Consider the following 25,161-nt stretch of genomic DNA (forward strand, 5'->3'; position numbering starts at 1 on the left):
GTTATCCTTCCTGCTCAATGCGGGTTAACACCTCGCGCAATACGGGTCCATATTCGTATTTACCTGGACACACATAGGTACACAGCGCCAGATCTTCTTCGTCCAGCTCCAGACAGCCCAGCGCCTGGGCACCGTCGGTATCGCCGGCCAGCAGATCGCGCAGCAGCACAGTGGGCAGAATATCCAGCGGCATCACGCGTTCGTAGTTGCCAATCGGGACCATGGCGCGCTCACCGCCGTTGGTGCTGGTGGAGAAGTTAAACAGCTTACGACGCAAAAAGTGGCCGAGCGTGGTACGGGTTACCGAGTATTTTTCCGCGCCAGGCAGCACCCAGCCGAACAGCTCTTTCTCGCGCCCTTCAAGCACCACGCTCACCTGAAGATGGAAACGACCCAGCCAGGCCATCGGGCCTGTCGCGTGTCTGCCGCTCAGCACCGAACCGGAAATAATGCGGTTTTCACCTTCTTTCGTTTCGCCAGCCAACAGCGCCGTCAGGTCTGCCCCAAGCAGCGTGCGAACCAGACGCGGTTGGGTTGCCTGAGGGCCGCCGATGGCAATAATGCGTTCTGCGCACAGCTCACCCGTGGTGAAGAGCTTACCGATAGCGATCACGTCCTGATAATTAAGATGCCAGACCTGTTTCGTCAGGCTTACCGGCTCCAGGAAATGAATATGCGTTCCCACCAGCCCGGCCGGATGCGGGCCGGCAAATTCATTAAAGGCGACCTGCCCTTGCGGATGCCCGCCCAGCTTACCGCCGCTGGCCTGGCAGACATGCACTTTGCCCGGCGTCAGGCGCGTTAACACGGTGAGGCCGGCATCGAAAGCTTTGCGTTCCGCCAGGATAAGAGGCTGCGGATCCGCGCTGAGCGGGTTGGTGTCGATGGCCGTAACGAAGATAGCGGCTGGCACAGTGCCAGGTACGGGCGTTTTGCTATAGGGACGCGTGCGAAGCGCCGTCCACAGTCCTGACTCCAGCAGTTGCGTCTGCACCGCGTCGTGGCTGAGGGTAGCGAGATCGGCGGCGTCAAAACGCGCAAACTCGCGTTTCTCATCGCCTTCAATTTGAATAACTACCGATTGCAGAACGCGACGCTCACCACGATGGATGGCGACAACGGTGCCGCTGGCTGGGGCTGTAAACATAACGCCAGGATTTTTTTTATCCTCGAAGAGTGCCTGGCCTTTTATTACACGATCGCCTTCCTGTACCAGCATCGCGGGGCGCATGCCCACGTAATCATCACCCACAATAGCGACATGATGAATACTGGCGCCGGTCGTTACGTGCTGTTCAGGCACGCCAGAGATTGGCAGATCGAGTCCTTTTCTGATTCTAAACATGTGGTTAGCAGGTATCCATGAACAACAATCCAGAGAGGCCGGAGTGTACCATTTTCGGCCCTGCCAAGGGCAGTAAATCCGCCGTCTGGCGCGCCGAAATGCGAGCTATTGCGCAAAGTTCCTGGAGTCAGGACAATATGAATGGGTTATAAAGTAAAACTAATTTGTAAACGCAAAGGTTGGCTCTTGCGAAAATCTCCATCGGTGCTAATGTGAGCGCTCCTGTCCAGATTAGTCTGATTTCGGGTGTCTTTTGCCGTTCTGGCAAGTTGGTCATTGTTTTATCAAGGAACCAGTAGTATGCGTAAAATCGCATTGTTCATTGCGATGCTTCTGATACCGTGCATGTCGTTTGCCGGGCTGCTTGGCAGTAATAGTTCAACGACGCCGGTCAGCAAAGAGTATAAACAGCAGTTGATGGGATCCCCTGTTTATATTCAAATCTTCAAGGAAGAGCGCACACTCGATCTGTTTGTCAAAATGGGCGAGACGTATCAACTGCTCGATAGCTACAAAATCTGTAACTATTCTGGCGGACTGGGGCCGAAACAGCGCCAGGGTGACTTCAAAAGTCCGGAAGGGTTTTACAACGTTCAGCGTAACCAGCTAAAACCGGACAGCCGCTTCTATAAAGCGATTAACATCGGTTTCCCCAATGCCTTCGACCGTGCGCACGGTTACGAAGGGAAATATCTGATGATCCACGGCGCCTGCGTGTCTGTCGGCTGTTATGCGATGACGGATTCCGGCATTGATGAAATCTTCCAGTTTGTCACGGGCGCACTGGTCTTCGGCCAGCCGAATGTTCAGGTCAGCATCTATCCGTTCCGTATGACGGATGCCAACATGGCGCGCCATAAGTACTCTGTTTACACAGATTTCTGGAAACAGCTAAAACCGGGTTATGACTACTTCGAGCAGACCCATAAGCCGCCGGTGGTGTCCATCGTCAATGGCCGTTACGTGGTGAGTAAACCGCTCAGCCATGAAGTGGTTCAGCCTCAGCTGGCGTCAAATTACGCGGTCCCCGAGACAAAATAGCGCCCACTCGCCTGGCATGATCTTTTGCCAGGTTTCATTGCCCGTCAGCGGCTGCGTTGCAATGACAGTGACCACATCGTTCGGTGTGGTCTCCTTCTGAAAATCAATTTCCACATCCTGATCGAGCAGCGTGGCGACGCCAAACGGCGCACGTCGGGTGATCCAGAACAGATTCGTCGAGCAGAATGCCATCACGTAGCGTCCGTCAGACAGCAGCATATTAAACACGCCCTTCTCGCGTAACTCAGACGCCAGTGACGCTATGTACTTAAATACTGCGGTCATGTTGCCGGGCGTACGGGGGTAGCGCTCGGTCAGCTTGTGCAGCAGCCAGCAAAATGCTTTTTCGCTGTCCGTTTCACCGACAGGACGAAAATTACCGGTTTCCAGTGATTTATAGCCCGAGAGCTGCCCGTTGTGCGCATAGGTCCAGTTACGTCCCCACAGTTCACGGGTAAACGGATGGGTATTTTCCAGGGCCACTTCGCCGCGATTGGCCTGGCGGATATGGGCGATCACCGAACAGGATTTAATAGGATAGTCCTGCACCAGTCTGGCAATGGGTGAGTTAAAGCTGGGCTGTGGATCTTTAAACGTGCGACATCCTTTGCCTTCGTAGAAGGTAATGCCCCAGCCGTCTTTATGCGGCCCGGTTCCTCCACCGCGCTGAACCAGCCCGGTGAAACTAAAGCAGATATCGGTTGGCACATTGGCGCTCATCCCGAGCAGTTCGCACATAGAACACCTCCACAACAGCGGGGGGCACCGGCGCCCCCCAGCGAAGTCTTACTTAACCATCTCTTTTTCGATCAGTTGGATCAGGATGTGGATCACTTTGATGTGAATTTCCTGAACGCGATCCGCATAACCGAAGTGTGGTACACGGATTTCAATGTCCGCTGTACCGTCCATCTTACCGCCATCTTTCCCGGTCAGGGTGATCACTTTCATGCCCTTCTCACGCGCGGCGGCGATCGCTTTGATCACGTTAGCGGAGTTACCGGACGTGGAGATCCCCAGCAGCACGTCGCCTTCACGGCCTACGGCTTCAACGTAGCGGGAAAAGATATGGTCGTAACCGAAGTCGTTGCCTACACAGGAGATGTGGCTCACGTCGGAAATCGCAATCGCCGGGTAGCCCGGACGGTTTTCGCGATAGCGTCCGGTCAGCTCTTCGGCGAAGTGCATGGCGTCACAGTGGGAACCGCCGTTACCGCAGGAAAGCACTTTACCGCCGGCTTTGAAGCTGTCGGCAAGCAGGACCGCCGCGCGCTGAATAGCGTGAATATTGGCATCATCTTTCAGAAAATTCGCCAGCGTTTCCGCCGCTTCGTTCAGTTCGTTACGAATAAGATCCTGGTACATGAGGATAATCCTTCAGTATTGATGAAATAACACAGTGGAGTGTACCGGATAGCAGTAAAAGCGAGAAGCTAAAGCCATGCGAATCGTCCGGCGTTTTGATTTTTTGTGCCGGCTAAAACGCGAACAATGTGAACCAGGTTGTAATTATTTTGTAAACACATTGCTAAAGGAAATGACATCAACTACAACCATATCATCACAAGTGGTCAGACCTCCTACAAGCAAGGGAGCTTTTCTTTATGATGATTTTGAGCATTTTCGCAACCGTTGTGCTGCTCGGGGTGTTGTTCTATCACCGTGTCAGTTTATTCCTGAGTAGCCTGATTCTTCTGGCCTGGACGGCTGCACTTGGCGTCGTTGGCCTGTGGAATATCTGGGTACTTGTTCCCCTGGCAATCATTTTGCTGCCGTTTAACCTGACGCCGATGCGTAAGTCGATGATCTCCGCGCCGGTGTTCAAGGGATTCCGTAAAGTGATGCCGCCGATGTCGCGCACGGAGAAAGAAGCGATTGATGCGGGCACGACCTGGTGGGAAGGCGATCTGTTCCAGGGCAACCCGGACTGGAAAAAGCTGCACAACTACCCGCAGCCGCGTCTGACCGCCGAAGAACAAGCCTTTATTGACGGCCCGGTGGAAGAAGCCTGCCGCATGGCGAACGATTTTGCCATCACTCACGAAATGGCCGACCTGCCGCCTGAGCTGTGGGCATATCTGAAAGAGCATCGCTTCTTCGCGATGATCATTAAGAAAGAGTACGGCGGTCTGGAATTCTCCGCTTACGCTCAGGCTCGCGTCCTGCAAAAACTGGCGGGTGTTTCCGGGATCCTGGCGATCACCGTTGGCGTGCCAAACTCCTTAGGCCCGGGCGAGCTGTTACAGCATTACGGTACGGAAGAGCAGAAAGATCACTATCTGCCGCGTCTGGCGCGTGGTCAGGAAATTCCGTGCTTCGCGCTGACCAGCCCGGAAGCCGGTTCTGATGCCGGTGCGATCCCGGATACTGGCGTGGTCTGCATGGGCGAATGGCAGGGCGAACAGGTGCTGGGCATGCGCCTGACCTGGAACAAACGTTATATCACCCTGGCGCCTATCGCCACCGTACTCGGTCTGGCGTTCAAACTTTCTGACCCGGAAAAACTGCTGGGCGGTGAAGAAGATCTGGGCATTACCTGTGCGCTGATCCCAACCTCGACCCCGGGGGTTGAAATTGGTCGTCGTCATTTCCCGCTGAACGTACCGTTCCAGAACGGCCCGACTCGCGGTCAGGATATCTTTGTGCCGATTGACTACATCATCGGTGGACCGAAAATGGCCGGTCAGGGCTGGCGTATGCTGGTGGAATGTCTGTCGGTGGGCCGCGGCATTACACTGCCATCGAACTCTACCGGCGGTCTGAAATCGGTGGCGATGGGGATTGGGGCTTACGCGCATATCCGCCGTCAGTTCAAAATCTCCATCGGCAAGATGGAAGGTATCGAAGAGCCGCTGGCGCGTATTGCGGGCAATGCCTACGTGATGGACGCCGCAGCCTCGCTGATTACCTACGGTATTATGCTGGGCGAGAAACCCGCCGTGCTGTCGGCAATTGTGAAGTACCACTGTACCCACCGTGCACAGCAGTCAATTATTGATGCAATGGATATCGCAGGCGGTAAAGGCATTATGCTTGGCGAAGGCAACTTCCTGGCACGCGGCTATCAGGGCGCACCGATTGCCATCACCGTGGAAGGGGCAAACATCCTGACCCGTAGCATGATGATCTTCGGCCAGGGGGCGATTCGTTGCCATCCGTACGTGCTGGAAGAGATGGCCGCCGCGCAGAATAACGACGTGGATGCCTTCGACAAGCTGCTGTTCAAACATATCGGTCACGTTGGCAGCAATGAAGTTCGCAGCTTCTGGCTCGGCCTGACGCGGGGGCTGACCAGCGCGACGCCGACCCGCGATGCAACCAAACGTTATTACCAACACCTGAACCGTCTGAGCGCTAACCTGGCGCTGCTGTCTGACGTCTCCATGGCCGTTCTGGGCGGAAGCCTGAAGCGTCGCGAACGCATCTCCGCCCGTCTGGGTGATGTGCTGAGCCAGATCTTCCTGGCCTCTGCGGTGCTGAAACGCTACGACGATGAAGGCCGTCAGGAAGCGGATCTGCCGCTGGTGCACTGGGGCGTGCAGGATGCGATGTATCAGGCGGAACAGGCGATTGACGACCTGCTGGCAAACTTCCCGAACCGCTTCGTGGCGGGCGCCCTGCGCGCGGTGATCTTCCCGACCGGTCGTCACCATCTGGCACCGTCTGACAAGCTGGATCATAAAGTGGCGAAGATCCTCCAGGTACCAAGCGCAACCCGTTCCCGTATTGGCCGTGGTCAATACTTGGAACCTACCCCGCATAACCCGGTAGGTTTGCTGGAAGAAGCGCTGCTTGACGTGATGGCCGCCGACCCGATTCACCAGAAGATCTGCAAACAGCTGGGCAAAAACCTGCCGTTTACACGACTGGATGAGCTGGCAAAACAGGCGCTGGCGGGTGGCATCATCGACAACAGCGAAGCTGCGATTCTGGTGAAAGCCGAAGAGAGCCGTCTGCGCAGTATTAACGTGGATGATTTCGAACCTGAAGAGCTGGCGACTCAGCCGGTAAAGCTGCCAGAGAAGCACCGCAAACCTGAAGCGGCATAAGGTATTTTGCTCTCACAAACCCCGCCCCGCGCGGGGTTTTTTATTGCCACATTTTCTGGTAATGACGTGCTACAGTGTCAAAAAGTGTTTATTAAGGAGCCTGTATCGTGCCTGGTTTAAAGATTTCTGTTTTGCAGCAACCTTTAGTGTGGATGGACGGCCCCGCCAACCTTCGCCATTTTGATCGCCAGCTGGAAGAGATTACCGGACGCGATGTGATTGTCCTGCCGGAGATGTTCACCACAGGTTTCGCGATGGAGGCAGCAAAACAGTCCATGCCGCAGGACGAGGTGGTGGCCTGGATGCACGCCAGGGCGCAGGAAACAAACGCGCTGATTGCCGGCAGCGTCGCGCTCCAGACCGCGCGCGGCCCGGTCAATCGCTTCCTGCTGGTCGAGCCGGAAGGAAACGTCCATTTCTACGATAAGCGCCATCTGTTCCGCATGGCGGATGAACATCAACATTATGAAGCCGGAAACGAACGCGTGGTATTTGAATGGCGCGGCTGGCGTATTCTGCCGCTGGTCTGCTATGACCTGCGCTTCCCGGTGTGGTCGCGCAACCGCAACGATTATGACCTGGCGTTGTACGTCGCCAACTGGCCCGCCCCACGCTCCCTGCACTGGCAGGCTTTACTGACCGCGCGCGCGATTGAAAATCAGGCTTATGTCGTTGGCTGTAACCGCGTAGGAACGGACGGCAACGGGCATCACTATCGCGGTGACAGCCGGGTGATCAGTCCGCAGGGTGAGATTATTGCCACCGCCGAGCCGCATCAGGCGACACGAATTGACGCTGAGATCTCGTTAACGGCGTTAAAGGAGTATCGGGAGAAGTTTCCGGCCTGGCAGGATGCAGATCCATTTAGCATTGGATAAGAAAAAGCCGGGTGGCGGCTGCGCCTTACCCGGCCTACAAATCAGCTCACCAACGCCTGCCCGTCTTTGCGGCTCTCCGTCGCAGCCACGTAGTGCCCTTCCGGCATACGGTAAATCACCTGCGCGCCGCCAAAATTGTAATCCTGAAGCGGATCTTCCACCACTATCTGGTGTCCGCGCTCGCGCAGCGCCGCGATGGTATTGCGATCGAAGGTCGATTCAACAACCACTTCCCTGCCCTGCACCACGCGCCAGCGCGGGGCGTCAATCGCCGCTTGCGGGTTTTGCCCGTGCAGCATAATGCGAAGCGCCATCTGCATGTGCCCCTGCGCCTGCATCGGGCCGCCCATCACGCCGAAGGACATCAGCGGTTTGCCGTTACCGTCCATCGCAAAGCCCGGAATGATGGTGTGGAAAGGACGCTTGCTGCCTGCCAGCGCGTTCGGGTGTTTGGGATCGAGCACAAAGCCGCAGCCGCGGTTTTGCAGGCTGATCCCCGTATCCGGCACCACGATCCCTGAACCGAAGCCCATAAAATTGGACTGAATAAAGGAGATCATCATCCCGCTGGAATCCGCTGCGCTGAGGTAAACCGTCCCACTCTGCGTCGGCGATCCGTACACAAAATCAGAGGCTTTATCGTGGTTGATAAGCGCGGCGCGCGACTTCAGATAATGGTCGCTCAGCAGCGCTTTGGCGGCAAACTCCATATGCTCTTCATCCGCAACGTAGCGATCGAGATCCGCCAGCGCCAGCTTCATTGCCTCTATAGAGAGGTGCAGCCCCTGCACGGAATCCGGGTGATGTTTCTCGATGCCGCACTGCTCCAGAATGCCGAGCGCAATCAGGGTGGCGATCCCCTGACCGTTTGGCGGCAATTCCTGCACCGAACCGCCCGCGAAGTCGCGCGATAGCAGTTCCACCCAGTCCACACGGTGATTCGCCAGGTCTGCTTCGGTCAGGTGTGCACCATGTGCTTTGGCGAAGGCGGCAATTTTCTGCGCCAGTTCGCCACGGTAAAACGCGTCGCCGTTGGTTTTGGCGATCAGCTCCAGTGAGTTCGCCTGCGCCGGGTTACGGAAGATCTCCCCCACGCGCGGCGCGCGGCCTTCCGGCGCAAAGCAGGCACTAAACCCGGGCTGATCTTTCAGCTTGTTGTAGCCGCGCTGCCAGAGATGGCCGATCAGCGGCGAGACCGGGAAACCGTTACGCGCGTAATCAATGGCTGGCTGCGCGAGCGTGGTCAGCGGCAGCGTGCCAAAACGTTCAGCCAGCGCCACCCAGCCCGACACCGCACCCGGCACGGTCACCGCGTCCCAGCCGATTTCCGGTACGGCGGTTTTTCCGGCAAACAGATCCGCATGCCAGCTGGCTGGCGAACGACCGGACGCATTCAGACCGTGAAGTTTTTCACCGTCCCAGACAATGGCAAAAGCATCGCTGCCGATGCCGTTGCCGGTCGGCTCGACAACGGTCAGCGCCATGGCGGTCGCAATCGCCGCATCAACGGCATTTCCGCCCAGCTGTAGCATCTTCATTCCCGCCTGTGCCGCCAGCGGCTGCGAGGTGGCAACGGCGTTATGGCCCATCATCGGCGGGCGTCGTGAATCGTAACCGGTTGTAAAATCGAGCGCTTTGGTCATCATGACTCCTTAGTCGTGGCGCGGATCGAGCGCATCGCGCAGCCCGTCGCCGAGTAAATTAAAGCCCTGAACGGCAAGGAAAATCGCCACGCCGGGGAAAACCGACATCCACGGCGCCTGTTCGAGAAACCCTTTTGCGGTGTTGAGCATGGAGCCCCAGGATGGGTTCGGCGGCTGTTGGCCTAACCCTAAAAACGAAAGGCTGGCTTCGGCGATAATCGCCGAGGCAATGGCCAGCGTGGCCTGCACCAGGATAGGTGACATCACGTTGGGCAGAACGTATTTAATGATGATCCAGCGGTCCGGCAGGCCAATCGCCCGCGCGCCGTCGATGTACTCTTCGTTGCGAATGGCGATCACCTGGCCGCGCGTCAGGCGGGCGAAGATCGGCATTGCCGAGAGTCCAATAGCGATCATGGCATTCGTCAGGCTTGGGCCTAAGAATGCCCCCAGCGCGATCGCCATGATCAGGAATGGACAGGCCAGCAGTGCCTCAATAAAGCGGGAGATCACCCCGTCCCACATCTTCTGGAAATAACCCGCCACCAGCCCCAGCGGCACGCCGATGACAACCGCGATCGCCACCGACATACAGCCCGCCATCAGCGAGGTTCTCGCCCCCCAGATAATGCGGGACAAGATATCGCGCCCCAGCTCGTCGGTGCCGAACCAGTACATCGCCGATGGCGCTTTGCGCACCGCGAGGAAGTTAGCTTTGACCGGGTCAAATGGCGCGATCCACGGCGCCAGCAGCGCCACCAGCACAAAAAAGCCCACCACAATCGCGCCAATCACCGCACTTTTATTGGCGAGGAATTTTTTCAGCACCCGGTTTTGCGCGCGCGGCAGCGCGGGCGCCACGGTTTGCGTCGTCAGTTCCGCCATGATTAACCTCGCATTTTCGGGTTGATAAGGACGTAGAGCACGTCAGCCAGCAGGTTGAGCATCAGGAAACCGATCGCCACGATCAGCACTACGCCCTGCACCACCGCGTAGTCGCGGTTGAACACCGAGTCGACGATCATTTTGCCGAAGCCCGGAATGGTGAACACCTGCTCGGTCAGCACCGCCCCGCCCAGCAGCTCGCCGAACAGCAACGTGGTGAGGGTGATCACCGGCACCAGCGCATTGCGAAAGGCGTGCTTCAGGATCACCGCTTTCGGCAGCAGCCCCTTAGCGCGCGCGGTGCGGATGTAATCCGCTTTCAGCACCGCAATCATCGACGCGCGGGTATGGCGCATCAGCGTCGCCGCCAGGCCGGTTCCGAGCACGGACGCGGGCAGCAGCAATGTCCGCAGGTTCTGGATCGGATCTTCACTGAACGGCACATAACCGGACGCAGGCAACCATTGCAGGTTTACTGAAAAGACCAGAATCAGCAGGATCCCCAGCCAGAAGTGCGGTATTGAGATCCCCGAGATCGCCACAAAGTTCGCCCCGTGATCGACCCAGCTGTTTTTGTTCACCGCCGCGAGGATCCCCATGCTGATACCAAACACCAGCGCGATAATCATCGCCAGCAGCGACAGTTCCAGCGTGACCGGCAGCTTGCTGGCAATCAGTTGCGTGACCGGCTCATGAGTGCGTAAGGAGACACCCAGATCGCCTTGCAGCGCCCGCGTCAGCCAGTTGAAATACTGCACGGGGATCGGCGCGTCCAGATTCAGCTCAGCACGCAGCTGGGCGATCACCGCCGGATCGCGTTCCTCCCCGGCCATGGCAATCAGCGGATCGCCAGGCAGCAGCTTTTGCAGGCCGAACACCATAATGCTCACCAGCAGCAGAGTGGGTATAGCCAGCAGCAGACGTTTGCAAATCAGTTCCAGCATGGGTTCTCCTCAGGAGGTTTATTTCGCCAGCGTTAAGCCAGCCAGACGCACAATGCCGTCCGGGTACGCTTTAAAGCCCTGCACGCGCTTGTTCAGGCCAAAAATGCGCGGTTCGAAGTAAAGGTATGCAATCGGCATATCGGTCTGAAGCTGCTTCACAACCTTGTCATACAGCGGCTGGCGGGCGGCCTGATCGGTGCTCTGACGCGCCTGCGTTAGCCATTCATCCACCTGAGCATTGCTGTAGTGGCCGTCGTTGAGGGTGCCTTTGCTGTTGATAAAGCCGTAGATGCTGCCATCTGGATCCGGGCGACCCGACCAGCCGGAGAAGCTCAACTGGTAGTCACCGCTCTGCTGGCGATCCAGCAGCGTGGCGAACTCGGTCATTTGCAGGTTCAGGTTAAAGCCCGCCTCTGCCACCATCGCCTGCAATACCTGGCCCACCTGCTGCGAGGTTGGGTTGTTCGGCACCAGTAGATTGACGGTCAGCGGCGCGGTGACGCCTGCGGCTTTCAGCAGCGCTTTGGCTTTGTCGACGTCACGCGGGGGAACCGGAAGATTGACGTGATACGGGCTTACCGGCGAAAACGCCTGGTTTGCCGGAGTGTAAAGCCCTTCGAACACTACCTGGTTTAAAGCATCGCGATCGATGGCCTGGGAAAATGCTTCACGCACGCGGGCATCTTTGAAGGGATCGTTCGCCGGGACTTTGCCATTGTTAATATTGAAGGTGATGCCCTGGTATCCGAGGCCCGTCACCTTCGCCAGCGCCAGCTTGCTGTCGGCTTCGACGGTTTTGACGTCGCTGGCGGCAATGCCTTCGGTCAGGTCGAGATCGCCCGCGCGCAGGTTCGCCAGGCGCACGGAGGCATCCGGGATCGGCAGATAGATAATTTTATCGAAGTGGTAGGCGTCTTTGTTCCAGTAGTTGTCGAAGCGGGTCAGCACAATGCGGTCCTGCGACACGCGGCTGTCGAATTTATAGGGGCCGGAACAGACCGGATGGGCGGCAAAATCGGCTTTTTTCGCGGCTTCCGGCGCCATCATTGCGCCTGCGCGATCGGTGAGCTGCATCAGAAGTGCGGCATCCGGCGTTTTCAGGTGCAGGGCTATCTGCATCGGGCCGGTGACCTCCACCGACTCAACAGAAGAGAGTTCACTTTTACGCAGAGAGCCTTTTAGCGTCAGGGCCCGGTCGAGGTTGTATTTCGCGGCGGCGGCATCGAATTTTTCACCGTCGTGGAAGGCCACGCCTTCACGGAGATCCAGGGTCAGCGTTTTGCCGTCATCGCTCCACGCCCAGGATTTCGCCAGTCCCGGCACCACCTTGAGGTGCTCGTCCACGTCCACCAGCCGGTCACACAGGGAGGCAAAGACGAAGCGGCCATAATAGGTACGCGCCAGATGCGGGTCCAGCATGTCCGGATCTGCACCCAGGCCGATTCGCAGCACGCTTTCAGAATGGGCGGGCAGCGCCGCACCAAGCAACATAACACTTCCCAGTACGGTCAAAAGAGAATTACGCATTGTCATTATCATGAGTTCCTTGAAGGAAGGGAGGAGTGAGTAGCCGCGTGTTCAAACAGCGCGCGGCGGCGCAAAAATGCGGCGGATGGCGGTGCGATCTGTATAACGCTGCGATCGCGATTAATCTCCTGCCAGCGGTGGCAGGCGACCTGACGTCCGCCGTCGATTACCTGATGAATCGGCTCAACCTGACGACATTCATCGCTAACATAGGGGCAACGGGTGTGGAAACGGCAGCCGGAGGGCGGATTAGCCGGGTTCGGTAAATCACCCTGCAACAGCAGCGCATCCCGCGCTACGCCTGGCTGCATTTGCGGCGCAGAGGCAATTAATGCCTGGGTATAAGGATGCAGCGGCGCGTCGAAGATATCGTCGACGGTGGCCAGCTCGACGATTTGCCCAAGATACATCACCGCCACGCGGTCGCTCATATGACGGATAACCGCCAGACCGTGGGCGACGATCACCATCGTTAGCCCCAACTGGTGCTTCAGGCTTTCCAGTAAATTGACCACCTGTGCCTGGACGGAAACATCCAGTGCGGAAACCGGTTCATCGCCCAGCAGCAGCTTTGGGCCTGACGCCAGCGCGCGCGCAATGCCGATACGCTGACGCTGCCCGCCGGAAAATTCGTGCGGATAACGTCCGGCCCAGGCCGCGGGCAAGCCGACCGTCCTGAGCAGCTCGGCGACGTGGTACTGGCGATCCGCTTTTTTCATGTTCTGGTGCAGCCACAGCGGCTCACCGACAATCTGTTCTACCGTCATGCGCGGGTTCAGCGAGGCGAAGGGATCCTGAAAGATGATCTGTAGCTCACGCCGGAGCTGGTTCAGACGTGCGCCTGAGGCGTGGGTGATCTCCTCACCCTGATAAAATACGCGCCCTTCGCTGGCGCCCAGCAGGCGCAGCAGCAGACGGCCGAGGGTGGATTTCCCGGAACCTGATTCGCCGACAATAGCCAGCGTTTCGCCTGGCAGCACCGACAGTGAAACGCGGTCAACAGCCGTGACAAAGCGGGCCGGCGTAAACAGTTTTTTCGGGCCGGGGAAAAGCTTGCTCAGATCCCGTGCTTCAAGAATGGGCGTGGTCATGCAATTTCTCCCAGGGCAATGTGTTGTTCCAGCGGCACGCGGAAGCAGGCAACCTGATGACCCGTGCCGAGCATAGTGAGCGGTGGTTTTTCAGCATGACAGCGCGTCTGCGCGAAGGGACACCGGGTGGCGAAGCGGCAGCCCTGAGGCATAGATTCCGGCAGCGGGACCGATCCGGGAATGGTGGAAAGCTGGCCCTTGCGTACGCCAAGGGAGGGGATCGAGCCCATCAGGCCAATTGTGTACGGGTGCTGCGGGTCGGCAAATATCGCCTCGACGCTTCCCTGCTCTACTACCTGGCCGGCATACATCACCGCCACCTGCTGTGCCACTTCGGCCACCACGCCTAAATCGTGGGTGATCATCAGCACCGCCGTGCCCGTTTCTTCTTTTAAGGTATTGAGCAGAGCGAGAATTTGCGCCTGAATGGTCACGTCCAGAGCGGTAGTGGGTTCGTCAGCGATCAGTAATTTGGGATGGTTTATCAGCGCCATCGCAATCATCACGCGCTGGCGCATACCGCCGGAAAGCTGATGCGGGTAAACCTTAAGGCGCATCTCTGCGGCCGGGATCTGCACCTTCTCCAGGATCTGTAGCGCAACCGTCATCGCCTCAGCCCGGGAGATCGTTTGATGGCGCATCACCGCTTCACTGAGCTGATCGCCAAGCGTGAAAGCCGGGTTGAGCGAGGTCATGGGCTCCTGGAATATCATCGCCAGCTCGCTGCCGCGCAGATTGGCATACTCGCGCGGCGAGAGCTTGCGCAGATCGTGGCGGCGGAAGTGCATCTCCCCGCTGACGATCCTGGCGCTGGCAGGCAATAACCCCATCAGCGCCAGGGAAGTGATGCTTTTACCACAGCCGGACTCGCCCACCAGCGCCAGCGTTTCGCCCGCCCTTACCGTCAGCGAGATGTCTTCGAGCACGCTTACCGGCGAGCCCGCGAATTTAACGTTGAGGTTTTGCAGCCGCAGTACGGGCATGGAGTCCTTAAAGGGTATCGTCGTCATAGCGTGGAATCGTCCTCAAGGTGGATGGCCTGAATCAGGGCGGTTTGCAGGCTGAGCAGGTGTTCGCGCATGGCGGCCGCAGCTTCATTAGGCTGGCGATGAATAATCGCTGACATGATTTTGTGATGGTGGTCGTTGTAGTTGTCGACACGTTCGGGGGTGCGGGCAAGCTCGCGTAAATACTGCCAGCCGGGCTCCCGGCGGACGGCATCTATCGCATCGAAAAGCCCTAGCATCAGGCGGTTGCCGGCTGCTTCCGCAATGGCGCGATGAAAGGCGCTATCCCACAGTTCGTTAAGATCGCGGTCATCCGGGCTGACCTTGTCAATGCGTTCCAGCATGCGCTGCATGAGCGCGAGGTTTTCCCTGGTGGCACGCAGTGCCGCAAGTCGGGCTAAGCCGGGTTCGAGCTGTAGTCGAGCTTCCATGACTTCCAGCAGGTTGGTTTGCTGAACCAATCCCTGAAGCGCCAACGGCTCAACAGGGGCAGCCGGACCAATGAAGGTACCTTTGCCCTGCTTGCGCCAGATCCGCCCTTCTTCTTCCAGCACGTCCAGCGCGCGACGCACTTCGCGTCGTCCTACGCCGAGTGTTTCCGATAGCTCACGTTCAGTGGGCAGCGGAGTGCCTGGTGTTGACTCGTGCTGGTTGATAAGCCCGCGCAACTGGTCAAGCGCGGTGCTGGAATTTGCTAAAACCCGTGAAGGTTTTTCCATATTGGTTCGCTCGCTTTCATCATGGCTTTATTTTTATTAACGATAAGTTATTGATATGACGAACTACTTATCGTGCTAATGATTAAGCAATAAGCGAACCAATAACGTATTGGTTCAGATCTTTTCTGAAAAATGATCGGTAACCGAATGATTTCTTATGAATTATTTTTACATAATTATTACATAACTAAGTGAGGTTCGGAGAGGGGATGGGCAAACAATGCACAAAAGCAGTGCAAATAACGCACTAAAACCGTGCAAATGTTAATAAATTGCACTGATTATATTAACTTTTTGTTAACGAAAATAAGAAGAGAGATAAGCGAGTGTAGGGAGTATAAAACGACGAAAGCCTGAATCATTTCTGATTCAGGCTTTCTGAATAGTGGCGGAACGGACGGGACTCGAACCCGCGACCCCCTGCGTGACAGGCAGGTATTCTAACCGACTGAACTACCGCTCCACTGTTCCCGCTTGGGGAACGAGGCGAATATTACGGTCTGCCTCGTAACTCGTCAACGCTTTTTCTCAGGTTTTGAATCGTTTGCTGCAAAAATCACCCAAACGGTGATTTAACAAACGTTTCCGCCTTTTTTCACCCACGCCACAGACAGCTTCCGCCCTTCTTCTGAACTAAATCGAGGCGAGATTCGTGGTTCATCAGCTCTTCATCACTGGCTAAAACAACCCGCAGGCGATTCGCCTGACGCACGACCCGCTGAATACCGCCTTCGTCCCGCGTCTGCTGGGATTCATTTTCCATACTGAATTTTATCGATGTTTGCCCGCCGGTCATGGTCAGGTAAACATCGGCCAGGATCTGGGCATCGAGCAATGCGCCGTGCAGGGTTCGCTTGGTGTTGTCTATCTCATAGCGAGAGCACAGGGCATCAAGGCTGTTACGCTTGCCGGGAAACATCTTCCTTGCCAGCGCCAGGCTATCCGTAACTTTACAGAACGTATTGGTCTTTGGAATATCGCGGTTGAGCTTGCTGAACTCATAGTCCATAAAGCCGATATCGAACGATGCGTTATGAATGACAAGTTCCGCACCTCTGATGTAGTCGAGAAATTCATCCGCGACATCGGCGAAGGTGGGCTTATCCAGCAAAAACTCATCGGCAATCCCGTGAACGCCGAACGCTTCCGGATCCACCAGCCGATCGGGTTTGAGGTAAACGTGGAAGTTGTTGCCCGTAAGACGACGGTTCACTACTTCAACGGCACCAATCTCAATGATTTTGTGCCCTTCGTAGTGGGCGCCAATCTGGTTCATACCGGTGGTTTCGGTATCAAGAACAATCTGGCGAGTAATTGCAGTGCTCATAGCGGTCATTTATGTCAGACTTATCGTTTTACTGAACGTTTCAAATACAGGAAGTCTACCAGAGATGCGTAAACAGGTAGAAATTTTCACCGATGGATCTTGTCTCGGTAACCCAGGGCCCGGCGGCTATGGCGCCATTATGCGCTATCGCCAGCATGAAAAAACATTTAGTGAAGGCTATTTCCTGACCACCAACAACCGCATGGAGTTGATGGCGGCCATCGTGGCGCTGGAAGCCTTAAAAGAACATTGTGACGTGGTGCTGAGTACCGACAGCCAGTATGTTCGCCAGGGCATTACCCAATGGATCCACAACTGGAAAAAGCGCGGCTGGAAAACGGCAGAGAAAAAACCCGTCAAGAATGTCGATCTCTGGAAGCGTCTTGATGCCGCCCTCGGTCAGCACGAAATCAAATGGGAGTGGGTAAAGGGGCACGCCGGTCACCCTGAAAACGAACGCTGTGACGAGCTGGCTCGCGCGGCGGCATCAAACCCAACCCATGAGGATGCAGGTTATCAACCTGAAACCTGATCACGGTTTTTTGTACTGCCGCGTGGCACCCACGGTCTGGCGGATCCGCGTTTTTGATTTGCTTTGCTTCATTGGGTTGAGCGTAAGTGGGATCGTCCTCTTACGCGCGACAATAAATTGCATGCAGCCCAGCGCGGGTAAATGGGTACTTAATAAGACCCCGCCTTTACGCGTCCAGGGGATGACCTGAAAACCCCCGTAGCTCAGCACTTCGAAATTTAACAGTGAAAGCCAGTCCAGCTGGCGCATCATGGTAAACATCCGGCTGTTATATGGCGCCGTGCGGCGCAGAACGGGCGTCAGTTTACGTAGCCCGATCAGACTCAGCGGATTAAAACCGCTCAGGATCAGCCAGCCGTCATCAATCAAAACGCGGTCGGCTTCACGCAGCAGACGATGGGGATCGCTGCACCAGGGCAGCGTATGGGCGAGCAGACAGGCATCAATGGATTTTTCCGCAAAAGGCAAATGCAGCGGATCAGCCTTCACCTGAACCGGGGAGCCATTAAGCGATACGCTAACCTGATGCGAAATAGCGCAGCTTTCGGTATTGATTTCTGCGCTCAGATTGCCAATCTTAAGCAGGTGAAAACCATACATTTTCGCGAGCCAGGGTTTAAGCTGAAGTTCTAAGGCCTCGCGATAATATTCACCCCAGGGCAACTCTGCCCAACGTTCCGGTGGTGCGACAGTCTGAGGTATCCTTGCCGGTTTCATCAAAACACCCGCCACGCTATAAGAGGTAATGCATGAATCTTATCAGTATTTCCGCCTTTCAGGACAATTACATCTGGGTTTTAGTCGATGACGATCGCAGATGCATCATTGTTGATCCCGGCGAATCCGTACCGATCCTGTACGCGATAGAAGAAAACGACTGGCAGCCTGAAGCGATCCTCCTTACCCATCACCATCACGATCATGTCGGCGGTGTTCCCGATCTCCTTGCGCGCTATCCCCATATTCCCGTCTACGGACCAGCAGAGACACAGGATAAGGGTACGACGCAAGTTATCGAAGAAGGCGAAAGTATCTTCATACTCGGGTGCGAGTTTTCCGTATTTGCTACGCCAGGTCACACTTCCGGTCATCTCTGTTTCTACAGCAAACCTTATCTTTTTTGTGGCGACACGCTGTTTTCCGGCGGCTGTGGAAGGCTGTTTGAAGGCACGCCAGAACAGATGTATCAATCTTTACAAAAAATTAATGCTCTGCCAGCCGACACCGTAATTTGTTGCGCACATGAGTATACATTAGGGAATATGAAGTTTGCTGCAAGCGTACTACCAGAGGATCGGGCGATTCAGGATTATTACCAGAAAGTGAAGGAGTTACGTGCAAAAAACCAAAAAACACTCCCCGTAATTCTGAAAAATGAGCGACAAATAAATTTATTTTTAAGAACGAATGACGTTGATTTAATTAATAAAATTAGTCAAGAAACAAATTTGTTACAACCTGAAGCGCGATTTGCATGGTTAAGGTCAAAGAAAGATAACTTCAGATAATTGCGGGTTGCCTTTTCAAAATTTCGCCGTTATCATCGCTCGTCTTTTAAGCAACTATTGACACACACATGAAGGCAAAAGCGATATTACTCGCCTCTGTCCTGCTTGTAGGTTGCCAGTCACAAAACGGCAGCAACGTACAACAGCACGCACAGAGCCTTTCTGCGGCTGGTCAAGGGGAAGCAGGGAAGTTTACGAGTCAGGCGCGATGGTTGGACGATGGGACATCCTTCGCGCAGGAACAAGACTTGTGGGCCTCTATTGGCGACGAGCTAAAGATGGGAATTCCGGAAAACAGCCGGATTCGCGAACAGAAACAGAAGTATTTGAGAAATAAGAGCTATCTCCACGATGTAACATTACGGGCAGAGCCGTATATGTACTGGATAGCAGGGCAAGTTAAGAAACGTAACATGCCTATGGAACTGGTACTACTACCCATAGTGGAGAGCGCTTTTGACCCGCACGCGACGTCTGGCGCCAATGCAGCAGGCATCTGGCAGATCATTCCGAGCACAGGGCGAAATTATGGTTTAAAGCAGACCCGCAACTACGATGCGCGTCGTGATGTTGTCGCTTCAACGACAGCCGCTCTCGACATGATGCAACGTCTGAACAAGATGTTTGACGGCGACTGGTTATTGACTGTCGCGGCGTATAACAGTGGTGAAGGTCGTGTACTGAAGGCAATGAAAGCGAATAAAGCGCGTGGAAAATCCACAGACTTCTGGTCGCTCTCACTGCCACAGGAAACAAAGATTTACGTACCGAAAATGCTGGCACTGAGTGACATTCTCAAGAACAGCAAACGTTACGGTGTACAACTGCCAACACCAGACGAAAGTCGTGCACTGGCGCGTGTTCGCCTCAGCAGCCCTGTTGATATTCAACAGGTTGCCGATATGACGGGTATGTCGGTAAGTAAGCTTAAAACCTTTAATGCAGGTGTTAAAGGCTCCACGCTGGGTGCAAGCGGCCCGCGCTATGTGATGGTTCCGCAGAAACACGCGGAGCAGTTACGTGAGTCTTTAGCTTCGGGTGAAATTGCAGCCGTTCAGTCTACGCTGATTGCTGATACGTCGCCTGTAAGCAGCCGCAGCTATAAGGTGCGTTCAGGTGATACGCTTTCAGGTATTGCATCACGTCTTGGCGTGAATACGAAAGATCTCCAGCAGTGGAATAATCTGCGCGGATCCGGTCTGAAAGTGGGTCAAACGCTGACCGTAGGTGCAGGTAGCAGCGCACAGCGTCTCGCTAAAAACAGCGATAGCATTACCTATCGCGTACGTAAAGGCGACTCGCTGTCCAGTATTGCTAAGCGTCACGGCGTAAACATCAAAGATGTGATGCGCTGGAACAACGATACTGACAACCTGCAACCTGGCGACCAGCTGACGTTGTTTGTGAAAAACAGCGCTACGCCAGATTCCTGATAGTACGATCGCTTATTAAAAAGGCACCGATTCCCCTCGGTGCCTTTTTTGTTTATCCCGCTTTTTGCGCTTCAGCCATAATGGTGTCGCTGGTAAACGAACCATCGTCATGCAATTCAAAGTACGCCTTGACGTCAGCAGAGGCACTCTCCTGATACAATCGGATCGCCTGAGTTAATGCCTCCGGTGTGCGCATCCGTGCAATCCATGACGTGAACTCCAGCGACAAACGGTCGGTTATCAATGAGCGTGAAATCAAGCCAGCTTCGGTGATAAACGTAAGCCACTCTCCACTGGAGTAGTTTTGCACGTGCGAGGTATCACGCAGCGCTTCAACCGTCTGGAGCCAGATATTCCGTACCGGATGCCCGGGAGACATCACGTCCATGATGATGAATATTCCGCCCGGTTTGAGCACGCGTTTCACTTCCCGTAATGCCTGCCCCACATCATGCCAGTGGTGTGCAGAGTAACGGCTAATCACAGCCTCAAAGGATGCATCCTCAAAGGGTAAAGATTCAGCGTAGCCCTGTCGCGTCGTGACGTTATTCAGCCCTTTCGCTTTCGCCGCTTCAGCAACCACATCCAGCATCTGGCTCGATAAGTCATACGCCGTCACCAGAGCAACCTGCTGTGCGGCGGTAAAACTGGCGTGCCCCGCTCCGCAGCCTAAGTCCAGCACGTGCGCGTCAGGAAACGCGGCGAGCCGTTCGCCGAGACGTACCAGATCGCGGCCAGAGGCATGTACGGCACTGCTCAGGTAGGCACTTGCCTGAGAACCAAACTGTTTTTCGACGTTGTCATGATGGGAGTGTGTTGTTGTCATGTTGCTGTCCTTTTATGGGTTAAAAAATAAAGGGCAGCACCCGCACAGGCCTGCCCCACGGCAGACCTGACGCACCATTATTTATCAGGTTTGCCGGGACTGAATTCAACTAGTAGAGGATTATGATCGGAGGCGCGCGTCACCAGAACGGAGGCGTCGTGCACGCTTAAACCCCGATAGAAGACAAAATCGAGAGGACGACCAAACGCTTTCTTGCGCTGGTCATCGTTAAAACGAACTTCACGCAGCGACATTTCACGCGCGAAGCGGTACAACGCGTTCATACGCGGACGGCTCCAGGCATTGAAGTCCCCGGCCATAATGATCGGCCCACTGTGATGAGCAATCTGATCGCCGATGGGAAGTAACTGCTTACTGTACACATCAACACCCAGGCTGAAGTTCACCGCATGAATGTTTACCACCATCAGCAGACGGGTGTCGGGCAACGGATAGACCGTGACCAGCGCTGATTTTGCCAGACGCAGGATCGGCTCACGTTCACGCAGCGGGCAGCAATAGACCGGATGTGCGGCTGAAAGGGTCATCACCCCGGAAGGATGCTGTGGCAGAACAAAGGCAGGCACCTGATCGGCTGCAAGATAGTTCGTCGTTGCAAACCTGACCAGTTCAGGCGTGGTTTGCGCCTCCTGTAACAGAACCAGATGCGCATCTTTACCAAAATTTTGAAGTACGGATAACCACTCCGCACGCTGTTGCTTAAAGATGTTCCACACCAGTACGCGAATTTTTTCGTCACTGCTTAATGGAGTGCCCGCTGGTAATGCCTGGCTAAGGCTCGCAAACGACCCCGGAGGCAAGATCCTCTCCGCAGGCATTCCGGCAACATAACGCATGGCATAGGTATTTTTTCGCACTTTTGGAAACGGCCTCTGTAACATGAACCAGCCCGGAAAACGGACTGGTTCTAATGTTATAGGGATTTTAGGTCACACTTTCAACGCAATTACTGAGAAACCGCTTTCCAGTTTTGTAAGCAAGCACTTACTGATACTTATCCAAGTGCAACGCGAGCGGGTTTATCAAGCCGTCCACTGAGACCAATAAGGAGGAAAGCGATAAGCACAATTACCGCACCAATCCATGGCGTTTGGGTTAATCCAACATGTTCAACCACCAGCCCACCGATAACCGAACCGAGTGCGATACCGATATTAAATGCGGCGATATTCAGCCCAGATGCGACATCCACCGCATTAGGCGTATAACGTTCGGCTTTCTGCACAACATATACCTGCAATCCCGGCACATTACCAAAAGCGAATATCCCCATAACCAACACCGTTACCAGCGCGGCGTATTGCATCGATGCGGTGAACTGGAAAATCATCAGCAGGGCAACCAGGGCGGCGAAGATGAATTTCAGCGCCGGTACCGCACCATGCTTATCCGCAAGCTTGCCGCCCCAGATATTGCCGATTGCGACGGAGATACCGTAGCCCAGTAAAATCCAGCTCACCGCGCCCGGAGAAAAACCAGCCAGTTCCTGCATCATCGGTGCAAGGAAGGTGAACGCAGTGAACACACCTCCATAACCCAGGGCCGTAACGGCATAGATCAGCAGCAGGCGCGGGTGTGTCAGAACTTTAACCTGATCGCTCAGGCTGGCGCTCGCGCGCCCCGGAATACTGGAGGGCACCAGCAGCAGGCTGGCTACCAGAGCAATCACGCCCAACAGCGATACCGCGAGGAAGGTTTCACGCCAGCCAAAATGTTGTCCGATAAACGTTCCTAACGGCACGCCGGTGACCAGCGCGACGGTTAAGCCGCCAAACATAATCGCAATGGCTGACGCCGCTTTCTCTTTTGGCACCAGGCTGGTTGCAATCGTGGAACCGATGGAGAAGAAGACACCGTGCGCGAGGCCTGTCAGCAGGCGGGCAATGACCAGCGTGGAGTAATCCGGTGACTGCCACGCCAGAATATTGCCGGCGGTGAAGAGCACCATCAGGGCAACTAACAGTTGTTTACGTGGAAAGCGTCCAGTCAGTGCGGTCAGCACAGGCGCCCCAACAGCGACGCCTAACGCGTAAATAGATACCAGCAGCCCGGCAGAAGGCAGCGAGATAGCGAGTTGTTCAGCAATGGTAGGAACAAGTCCTACAATAACAAATTCGGTCGTGCCGATTGCGAAGGCACTGATCGTCAGGGCAAGAAGCGCCAGTGGCATAAAATACTCCGTCTCTTCAGGATTAAGATGACAGGCAGTATGCGCCAGTGTTTAAATAACAAAAATGGTTAGAATCTCAATAGAATTTTGCAGGTGATGCAATAATGAAAGCCACATCGGAAGAACTGACTGTCTTCGTTGCCGTTGTTGAAAGCGGCAGCTTCAGCCGTGCTGCCGAACAGCTCGGGCAGGCGAACTCCGCCATCAGCCGCTCGGTGAAAAAGCTGGAGATGAAGCTCGGGGTGAGTCTGCTCAACAGAACAACGCGGCAGCTCAGCCTGACGGAAGAAGGTGAACGTTATTTTCGACGCGTGCAGTCCGTTTTGCAGGAGATGGCGGCAGCAGAAACGGAAATCATGGAATCACGCAGCACGCCGCGTGGGCTGCTGCGCATAGATGCGGCGACGCCGGTCGTGCTGCATTTCTTGATGCCGTTGATTAAACCCTTCCGCGAACGCTACCCGGAGATGACCCTGTCTCTGGTCTCTTCTGAGACGTTTATTAACCTGATTGAGCGTAAAGTTGACGTGGCGATCCGCGCGGGAACCCTGACGGATTCAAGTTTACGCGCTCGCCCTCTGTTCACCAGCTACCGCAAAATTATCGCGTCACCGCAATATATTGCAGAGCATGGCAAACCTGAGACCGTTGAGGAGCTGAAGCAGCACCTGTGCCTGGGCTTTACGGAACCTGTCTCGCTGAACACCTGGCCCGTGGCCTGTCATGACGGACAACTTCATGAGATCACCTGCGGACTTTCGTCTAATAGCGGGGAAACGCTGAAACAGCTATGTCTTGAAGGAAACGGGATCGCCTGTTTATCAGACTATATGATTGATAAGGAAATTGCCGCGGGCCAGCTAGTTGAGCTAATGGCTGACAAACGCTTACCTGTAGAGATGCCTTTTAGCGCGGTGTATTACAGTGACAGAGCAGTAAGTACGCGCATACGCGCATTTATCGACTTCCTTAGCGAACATATAAAAACAGCTCCCGGAGGAGCTGTGTGAGGGTTTAAGGGTACAGAGGGAGGGTTTTTATTAATCCCAGTTAGGTGCTAACCCTTCGGGACTGACCAGACGATCGTTGCATTCCAGTGCAGCGATCGCTTTTTTATCTTCATCATCGAGCTGGAGATCCCACGCTAACAGGTTACTTGCCAGGTTTTCACGTTTGGTTGAAGACGGGATCACGGCATATCCTTCACCTATCGCCCATGCCAGGATCACCTGTGCAGCTGTTGCTTTGTGTTTTTCAGCGATGCGTGCAATCACTTCATCTTTCAGGGCCTTACCATATGCCAGCGTCATGTACGAGGTGATGTGAATGCCATGCTGTTTCGCCCAGTCCACAACTTTGCGGTTTTGCAGGTAAGGAGAGAGTTCAATCTGGTTAGTAGCAATATTCTCTTTACCCACTGCGGCAATGGCTTTTTCCATCAATGGGATAGTGAAATTCGAGATACCAATTTCACGCGTCAAGCCCTGCTCTTTTGCTTCCAGCAGCGCCTGCATGAACTCTTCTACGGAGACGGCATCGCCAGGTGATGGCCAGTGGATCAGCGTCAGATCAACATAATCAGTACGCAGCTTTTTCAGACTTTCCTTCAGGCTTAGGATCAGCTTGTCTTTGCTGAGGTTCTCAATCCAGATTTTGGTGGTGATGAAAAGCTCATGGCGCGGTACGCCGCTCTCCTCGATAGCCTGACCTACGGCAGCTTCGTTGTCATAAATCTGCGCCGTATCAATAGCGCGATAGCCCAACTCGAGTGCGGTTTTAACAGATGCGATAACAACGTCGTCCTTCAGGCGAAAAGTGCCCAGACCCAGTGCAGGGATAGTCATATCATTCCTCAATCGTTATGTTCGTAAACTGAGGAGGATTATCGCTGTGGTTGTTATATCGAAAAAGATCGTAAAATGCAGAGGATTTTTGCTAATTTCGCAATAGTAAAACGACAGATAAGAAAAAAGCCCTGAGCGTTAGCTCAGGGCTTTTAATAAGTGGCGGAACGGACGGGACTCGAACCCGCGACCCCCTGCGTGACAGGCAGGTATTCTAACCGACTGAACTACCGCTCCACCGAATACTTCTGTAACCACCGGATTAATGCACCGGCTTACTACTTAATTTGATGCCTGGCAGTTCCCTACTCTCACATGGGGAGACCCCACACTACCATCGGCGCTACGGCGTTTCACTTCTGAGTTCGGCA

At 55.0% G+C, this 25,161-nt stretch carries 23 protein-coding genes and 2 tRNA genes; 7 read left to right on the forward strand and 18 right to left on the reverse strand.

Annotation, left to right across the window (positions count from 1 at the left end):
* Window position 1 precedes the first annotated feature (1 nt).
* Complete coding sequence (locus tag IM282_RS16215; protein ID WP_023295963.1) at window positions 2-1,345, reverse strand: Na(+)-translocating NADH-quinone reductase subunit A; 1,344 nt, start codon at window positions 1,343-1,345, stop codon at window positions 2-4.
* 300 nt (window positions 1,346-1,645) lie between these two features.
* On the opposite strand from IM282_RS16215, the gene dpaA reads away from it, so the two are divergent.
* Window positions 1,646-2,386 (forward strand): peptidoglycan meso-diaminopimelic acid protein amidase, encoded by a 741-nt coding sequence (gene dpaA, locus IM282_RS16220; protein ID WP_006810008.1) that lies wholly within the window; start codon window positions 1,646-1,648, stop codon window positions 2,384-2,386.
* On the opposite strand, the gene IM282_RS16225 is transcribed toward dpaA, so the two are convergent.
* On the reverse strand, window positions 2,357-3,124 hold the full coding sequence (locus tag IM282_RS16225; RefSeq protein WP_017383120.1) for a class II glutamine amidotransferase: 768 nt from the start codon (window positions 3,122-3,124) through the stop codon (window positions 2,357-2,359). The two genes, dpaA and IM282_RS16225, sit on opposite strands and share 30 nt — an antisense overlap.
* Window positions 3,125-3,172: 48 nt before the next feature.
* A complete protein-coding gene (gene lpcA, locus IM282_RS16230; RefSeq protein WP_003863232.1) occupies window positions 3,173-3,751 on the reverse strand; it encodes a D-sedoheptulose 7-phosphate isomerase in 579 nt (192 codons plus the stop codon).
* Window positions 3,752-3,990: 239 nt separating this feature from the next.
* Between lpcA and fadE the strand changes: the two genes are divergently transcribed.
* Complete coding sequence (fadE, locus tag IM282_RS16235) at window positions 3,991-6,435, forward strand: acyl-CoA dehydrogenase FadE (RefSeq protein WP_038415395.1); 2,445 nt, start codon at window positions 3,991-3,993, stop codon at window positions 6,433-6,435.
* Between the two features lie 107 nt (window positions 6,436-6,542).
* Complete coding sequence (locus IM282_RS16240) at window positions 6,543-7,313, forward strand: amidohydrolase (RefSeq protein WP_022647139.1); 771 nt, start codon at window positions 6,543-6,545, stop codon at window positions 7,311-7,313.
* A 41-nt stretch (window positions 7,314-7,354) separates the two neighbouring features.
* On the opposite strand, the gene IM282_RS16245 is transcribed toward IM282_RS16240, so the two are convergent.
* The 9 genes from IM282_RS16245 to dnaQ form a co-directional block, all read right to left on the reverse strand.
* The gene (locus tag IM282_RS16245; protein ID WP_032624798.1) at window positions 7,355-8,956 is read right to left on the reverse strand and encodes a gamma-glutamyltransferase family protein; all 1,602 of its coding nucleotides are present in this window, start codon (window positions 8,954-8,956) and stop codon (window positions 7,355-7,357) included.
* Window positions 8,957-8,965: 9 nt separating this feature from the next.
* On the reverse strand, window positions 8,966-9,841 hold the full coding sequence (locus IM282_RS16250; RefSeq protein WP_022647137.1) for an ABC transporter permease: 876 nt from the start codon (window positions 9,839-9,841) through the stop codon (window positions 8,966-8,968).
* 2 nt (window positions 9,842-9,843) lie between these two features.
* Entirely contained in the window at window positions 9,844-10,785 is a 942-nt protein-coding gene (locus IM282_RS16255; protein ID WP_192970638.1) for an ABC transporter permease, read from the reverse strand.
* An 18-nt stretch (window positions 10,786-10,803) separates the two neighbouring features.
* Complete coding sequence (locus IM282_RS16260) at window positions 10,804-12,318, reverse strand: ABC transporter substrate-binding protein (protein WP_186004936.1); 1,515 nt, start codon at window positions 12,316-12,318, stop codon at window positions 10,804-10,806.
* Between the two features lie 2 nt (window positions 12,319-12,320).
* Window positions 12,321-13,403, reverse strand: coding sequence for an ABC transporter ATP-binding protein (locus tag IM282_RS16265; protein WP_192970639.1), 1,083 nt, complete (start codon window positions 13,401-13,403; stop codon window positions 12,321-12,323).
* Entirely contained in the window at window positions 13,400-14,413 is a 1,014-nt protein-coding gene (locus tag IM282_RS16270) for an ABC transporter ATP-binding protein (RefSeq protein WP_045623443.1), read from the reverse strand. The genes IM282_RS16265 and IM282_RS16270 overlap by 4 nt, the downstream gene beginning before the upstream one ends.
* On the reverse strand, window positions 14,410-15,129 hold the full coding sequence (locus IM282_RS16275; RefSeq protein ID WP_022647132.1) for a FadR/GntR family transcriptional regulator: 720 nt from the start codon (window positions 15,127-15,129) through the stop codon (window positions 14,410-14,412). The genes IM282_RS16270 and IM282_RS16275 overlap by 4 nt, the downstream gene beginning before the upstream one ends.
* Before the next feature lie 386 nt (window positions 15,130-15,515).
* A tRNA-Asp gene (locus IM282_RS16280) sits at window positions 15,516-15,592 on the reverse strand.
* Between the two features lie 132 nt (window positions 15,593-15,724).
* Window positions 15,725-16,456: a DNA polymerase III subunit epsilon gene (gene dnaQ / locus IM282_RS16285; RefSeq protein ID WP_072201000.1), complete on the reverse strand. Its 732-nt coding sequence runs from the start codon at window positions 16,454-16,456 to the stop codon at window positions 15,725-15,727.
* Here dnaQ and rnhA point away from each other — a divergent pair.
* A complete protein-coding gene (gene rnhA / locus IM282_RS16290; protein WP_192970640.1) occupies window positions 16,410-16,988 on the forward strand; it encodes a ribonuclease HI in 579 nt (192 codons plus the stop codon). The genes dnaQ and rnhA overlap by 47 nt on opposite strands.
* Here the strand turns inward: rnhA and IM282_RS16295 are convergent, their stop codons facing one another.
* Window positions 16,989-17,705 (reverse strand): class I SAM-dependent methyltransferase, encoded by a 717-nt coding sequence (locus tag IM282_RS16295; protein WP_023299381.1) that lies wholly within the window; start codon window positions 17,703-17,705, stop codon window positions 16,989-16,991.
* 32 nt (window positions 17,706-17,737) lie between these two features.
* Between IM282_RS16295 and gloB the strand changes: the two genes are divergently transcribed.
* Both gloB and mltD read left to right on the forward strand, forming a co-directional pair.
* Window positions 17,738-18,496, forward strand: a complete 759-nt coding sequence (gene gloB, locus IM282_RS16300) for a hydroxyacylglutathione hydrolase (RefSeq protein ID WP_192970641.1) — start codon at window positions 17,738-17,740, stop codon at window positions 18,494-18,496.
* Window positions 18,497-18,564: 68 nt separating this feature from the next.
* Window positions 18,565-19,929 (forward strand): murein transglycosylase D, encoded by a 1,365-nt coding sequence (gene mltD, locus IM282_RS16305; RefSeq protein WP_022647128.1) that lies wholly within the window; start codon window positions 18,565-18,567, stop codon window positions 19,927-19,929.
* A 52-nt stretch (window positions 19,930-19,981) separates the two neighbouring features.
* On the opposite strand, the gene IM282_RS16310 is transcribed toward mltD, so the two are convergent.
* From IM282_RS16310 to IM282_RS16320, 3 genes are all read right to left on the reverse strand, one after another.
* Window positions 19,982-20,755 (reverse strand): class I SAM-dependent methyltransferase, encoded by a 774-nt coding sequence (locus tag IM282_RS16310; RefSeq protein ID WP_192970642.1) that lies wholly within the window; start codon window positions 20,753-20,755, stop codon window positions 19,982-19,984.
* 77 nt (window positions 20,756-20,832) lie between these two features.
* Entirely contained in the window at window positions 20,833-21,633 is an 801-nt protein-coding gene (locus IM282_RS16315) for an endonuclease/exonuclease/phosphatase family protein (RefSeq protein WP_032621812.1), read from the reverse strand.
* Between the two features lie 137 nt (window positions 21,634-21,770).
* Complete coding sequence (locus tag IM282_RS16320; protein WP_048966287.1) at window positions 21,771-22,946, reverse strand: MFS transporter; 1,176 nt, start codon at window positions 22,944-22,946, stop codon at window positions 21,771-21,773.
* Between the two features lie 104 nt (window positions 22,947-23,050).
* Here IM282_RS16320 and yafC point away from each other — a divergent pair, with 104 nt between their 5' ends.
* A complete protein-coding gene (yafC, locus tag IM282_RS16325) occupies window positions 23,051-23,956 on the forward strand; it encodes a DNA-binding transcriptional regulator YafC (RefSeq protein WP_022647124.1) in 906 nt (301 codons plus the stop codon).
* A 30-nt stretch (window positions 23,957-23,986) separates the two neighbouring features.
* Here yafC and dkgB read toward each other — a convergent pair whose 3' ends face one another.
* Both dkgB and IM282_RS16335 read right to left on the reverse strand, forming a co-directional pair.
* Window positions 23,987-24,790, reverse strand: coding sequence for a 2,5-didehydrogluconate reductase DkgB (gene dkgB / locus IM282_RS16330; protein ID WP_063850114.1), 804 nt, complete (start codon window positions 24,788-24,790; stop codon window positions 23,987-23,989).
* Between the two features lie 160 nt (window positions 24,791-24,950).
* Window positions 24,951-25,027 (reverse strand) — tRNA-Asp (locus IM282_RS16335).
* Window positions 25,028-25,161 lie beyond the last annotated feature (134 nt).

The organism is Enterobacter cloacae complex sp. P29RS, assembly GCF_014893445.1.
GTDB classification, from domain to species: domain Bacteria; phylum Pseudomonadota; class Gammaproteobacteria; order Enterobacterales; family Enterobacteriaceae; genus Enterobacter; species Enterobacter intestinihominis.

Bases quoted from the DNA above. Each gene is read 5' to 3' on its own strand.
- IM282_RS16215 (WP_023295963.1), bottom strand. From the start codon at position 1,345: ATGTTTAGAATCAGAAAAGGACTCGATCTGCCAATCTCTGGCGTGCCT.
- dpaA (WP_006810008.1), top strand. From the start codon at position 1,646: ATGCGTAAAATCGCATTGTTCATTGCGATGCTTCTGATACCGTGCATG.
- IM282_RS16225 (WP_017383120.1), bottom strand. From the start codon at position 3,124: ATGTGCGAACTGCTCGGGATGAGCGCCAATGTGCCAACCGATATCTGC.
- lpcA (WP_003863232.1), bottom strand. From the start codon at position 3,751: ATGTACCAGGATCTTATTCGTAACGAACTGAACGAAGCGGCGGAAACG.
- fadE (WP_038415395.1), top strand. From the start codon at position 3,991: ATGATGATTTTGAGCATTTTCGCAACCGTTGTGCTGCTCGGGGTGTTG.
- IM282_RS16245 (WP_032624798.1), bottom strand. From the start codon at position 8,956: ATGACCAAAGCGCTCGATTTTACAACCGGTTACGATTCACGACGCCCG.
- IM282_RS16250 (WP_022647137.1), bottom strand. From the start codon at position 9,841: ATGGCGGAACTGACGACGCAAACCGTGGCGCCCGCGCTGCCGCGCGCG.
- IM282_RS16255 (WP_192970638.1), bottom strand. From the start codon at position 10,785: ATGCTGGAACTGATTTGCAAACGTCTGCTGCTGGCTATACCCACTCTG.
- IM282_RS16260 (WP_186004936.1), bottom strand. From the start codon at position 12,318: ATGACAATGCGTAATTCTCTTTTGACCGTACTGGGAAGTGTTATGTTG.
- IM282_RS16265 (WP_192970639.1), bottom strand. From the start codon at position 13,403: ATGACCACGCCCATTCTTGAAGCACGGGATCTGAGCAAGCTTTTCCCC.
- IM282_RS16270 (WP_045623443.1), bottom strand. From the start codon at position 14,413: ATGACGACGATACCCTTTAAGGACTCCATGCCCGTACTGCGGCTGCAA.
- IM282_RS16275 (WP_022647132.1), bottom strand. From the start codon at position 15,129: ATGGAAAAACCTTCACGGGTTTTAGCAAATTCCAGCACCGCGCTTGAC.
- dnaQ (WP_072201000.1), bottom strand. From the start codon at position 16,456: ATGAGCACTGCAATTACTCGCCAGATTGTTCTTGATACCGAAACCACC.
- IM282_RS16295 (WP_023299381.1), bottom strand. From the start codon at position 17,705: ATGAAACCGGCAAGGATACCTCAGACTGTCGCACCACCGGAACGTTGG.
- gloB (WP_192970641.1), top strand. From the start codon at position 17,738: ATGAATCTTATCAGTATTTCCGCCTTTCAGGACAATTACATCTGGGTT.
- mltD (WP_022647128.1), top strand. From the start codon at position 18,565: ATGAAGGCAAAAGCGATATTACTCGCCTCTGTCCTGCTTGTAGGTTGC.
- IM282_RS16310 (WP_192970642.1), bottom strand. From the start codon at position 20,755: ATGACAACAACACACTCCCATCATGACAACGTCGAAAAACAGTTTGGT.
- IM282_RS16320 (WP_048966287.1), bottom strand. From the start codon at position 22,946: ATGCCACTGGCGCTTCTTGCCCTGACGATCAGTGCCTTCGCAATCGGC.
- yafC (WP_022647124.1), top strand. From the start codon at position 23,051: ATGAAAGCCACATCGGAAGAACTGACTGTCTTCGTTGCCGTTGTTGAA.
- dkgB (WP_063850114.1), bottom strand. From the start codon at position 24,790: ATGACTATCCCTGCACTGGGTCTGGGCACTTTTCGCCTGAAGGACGAC.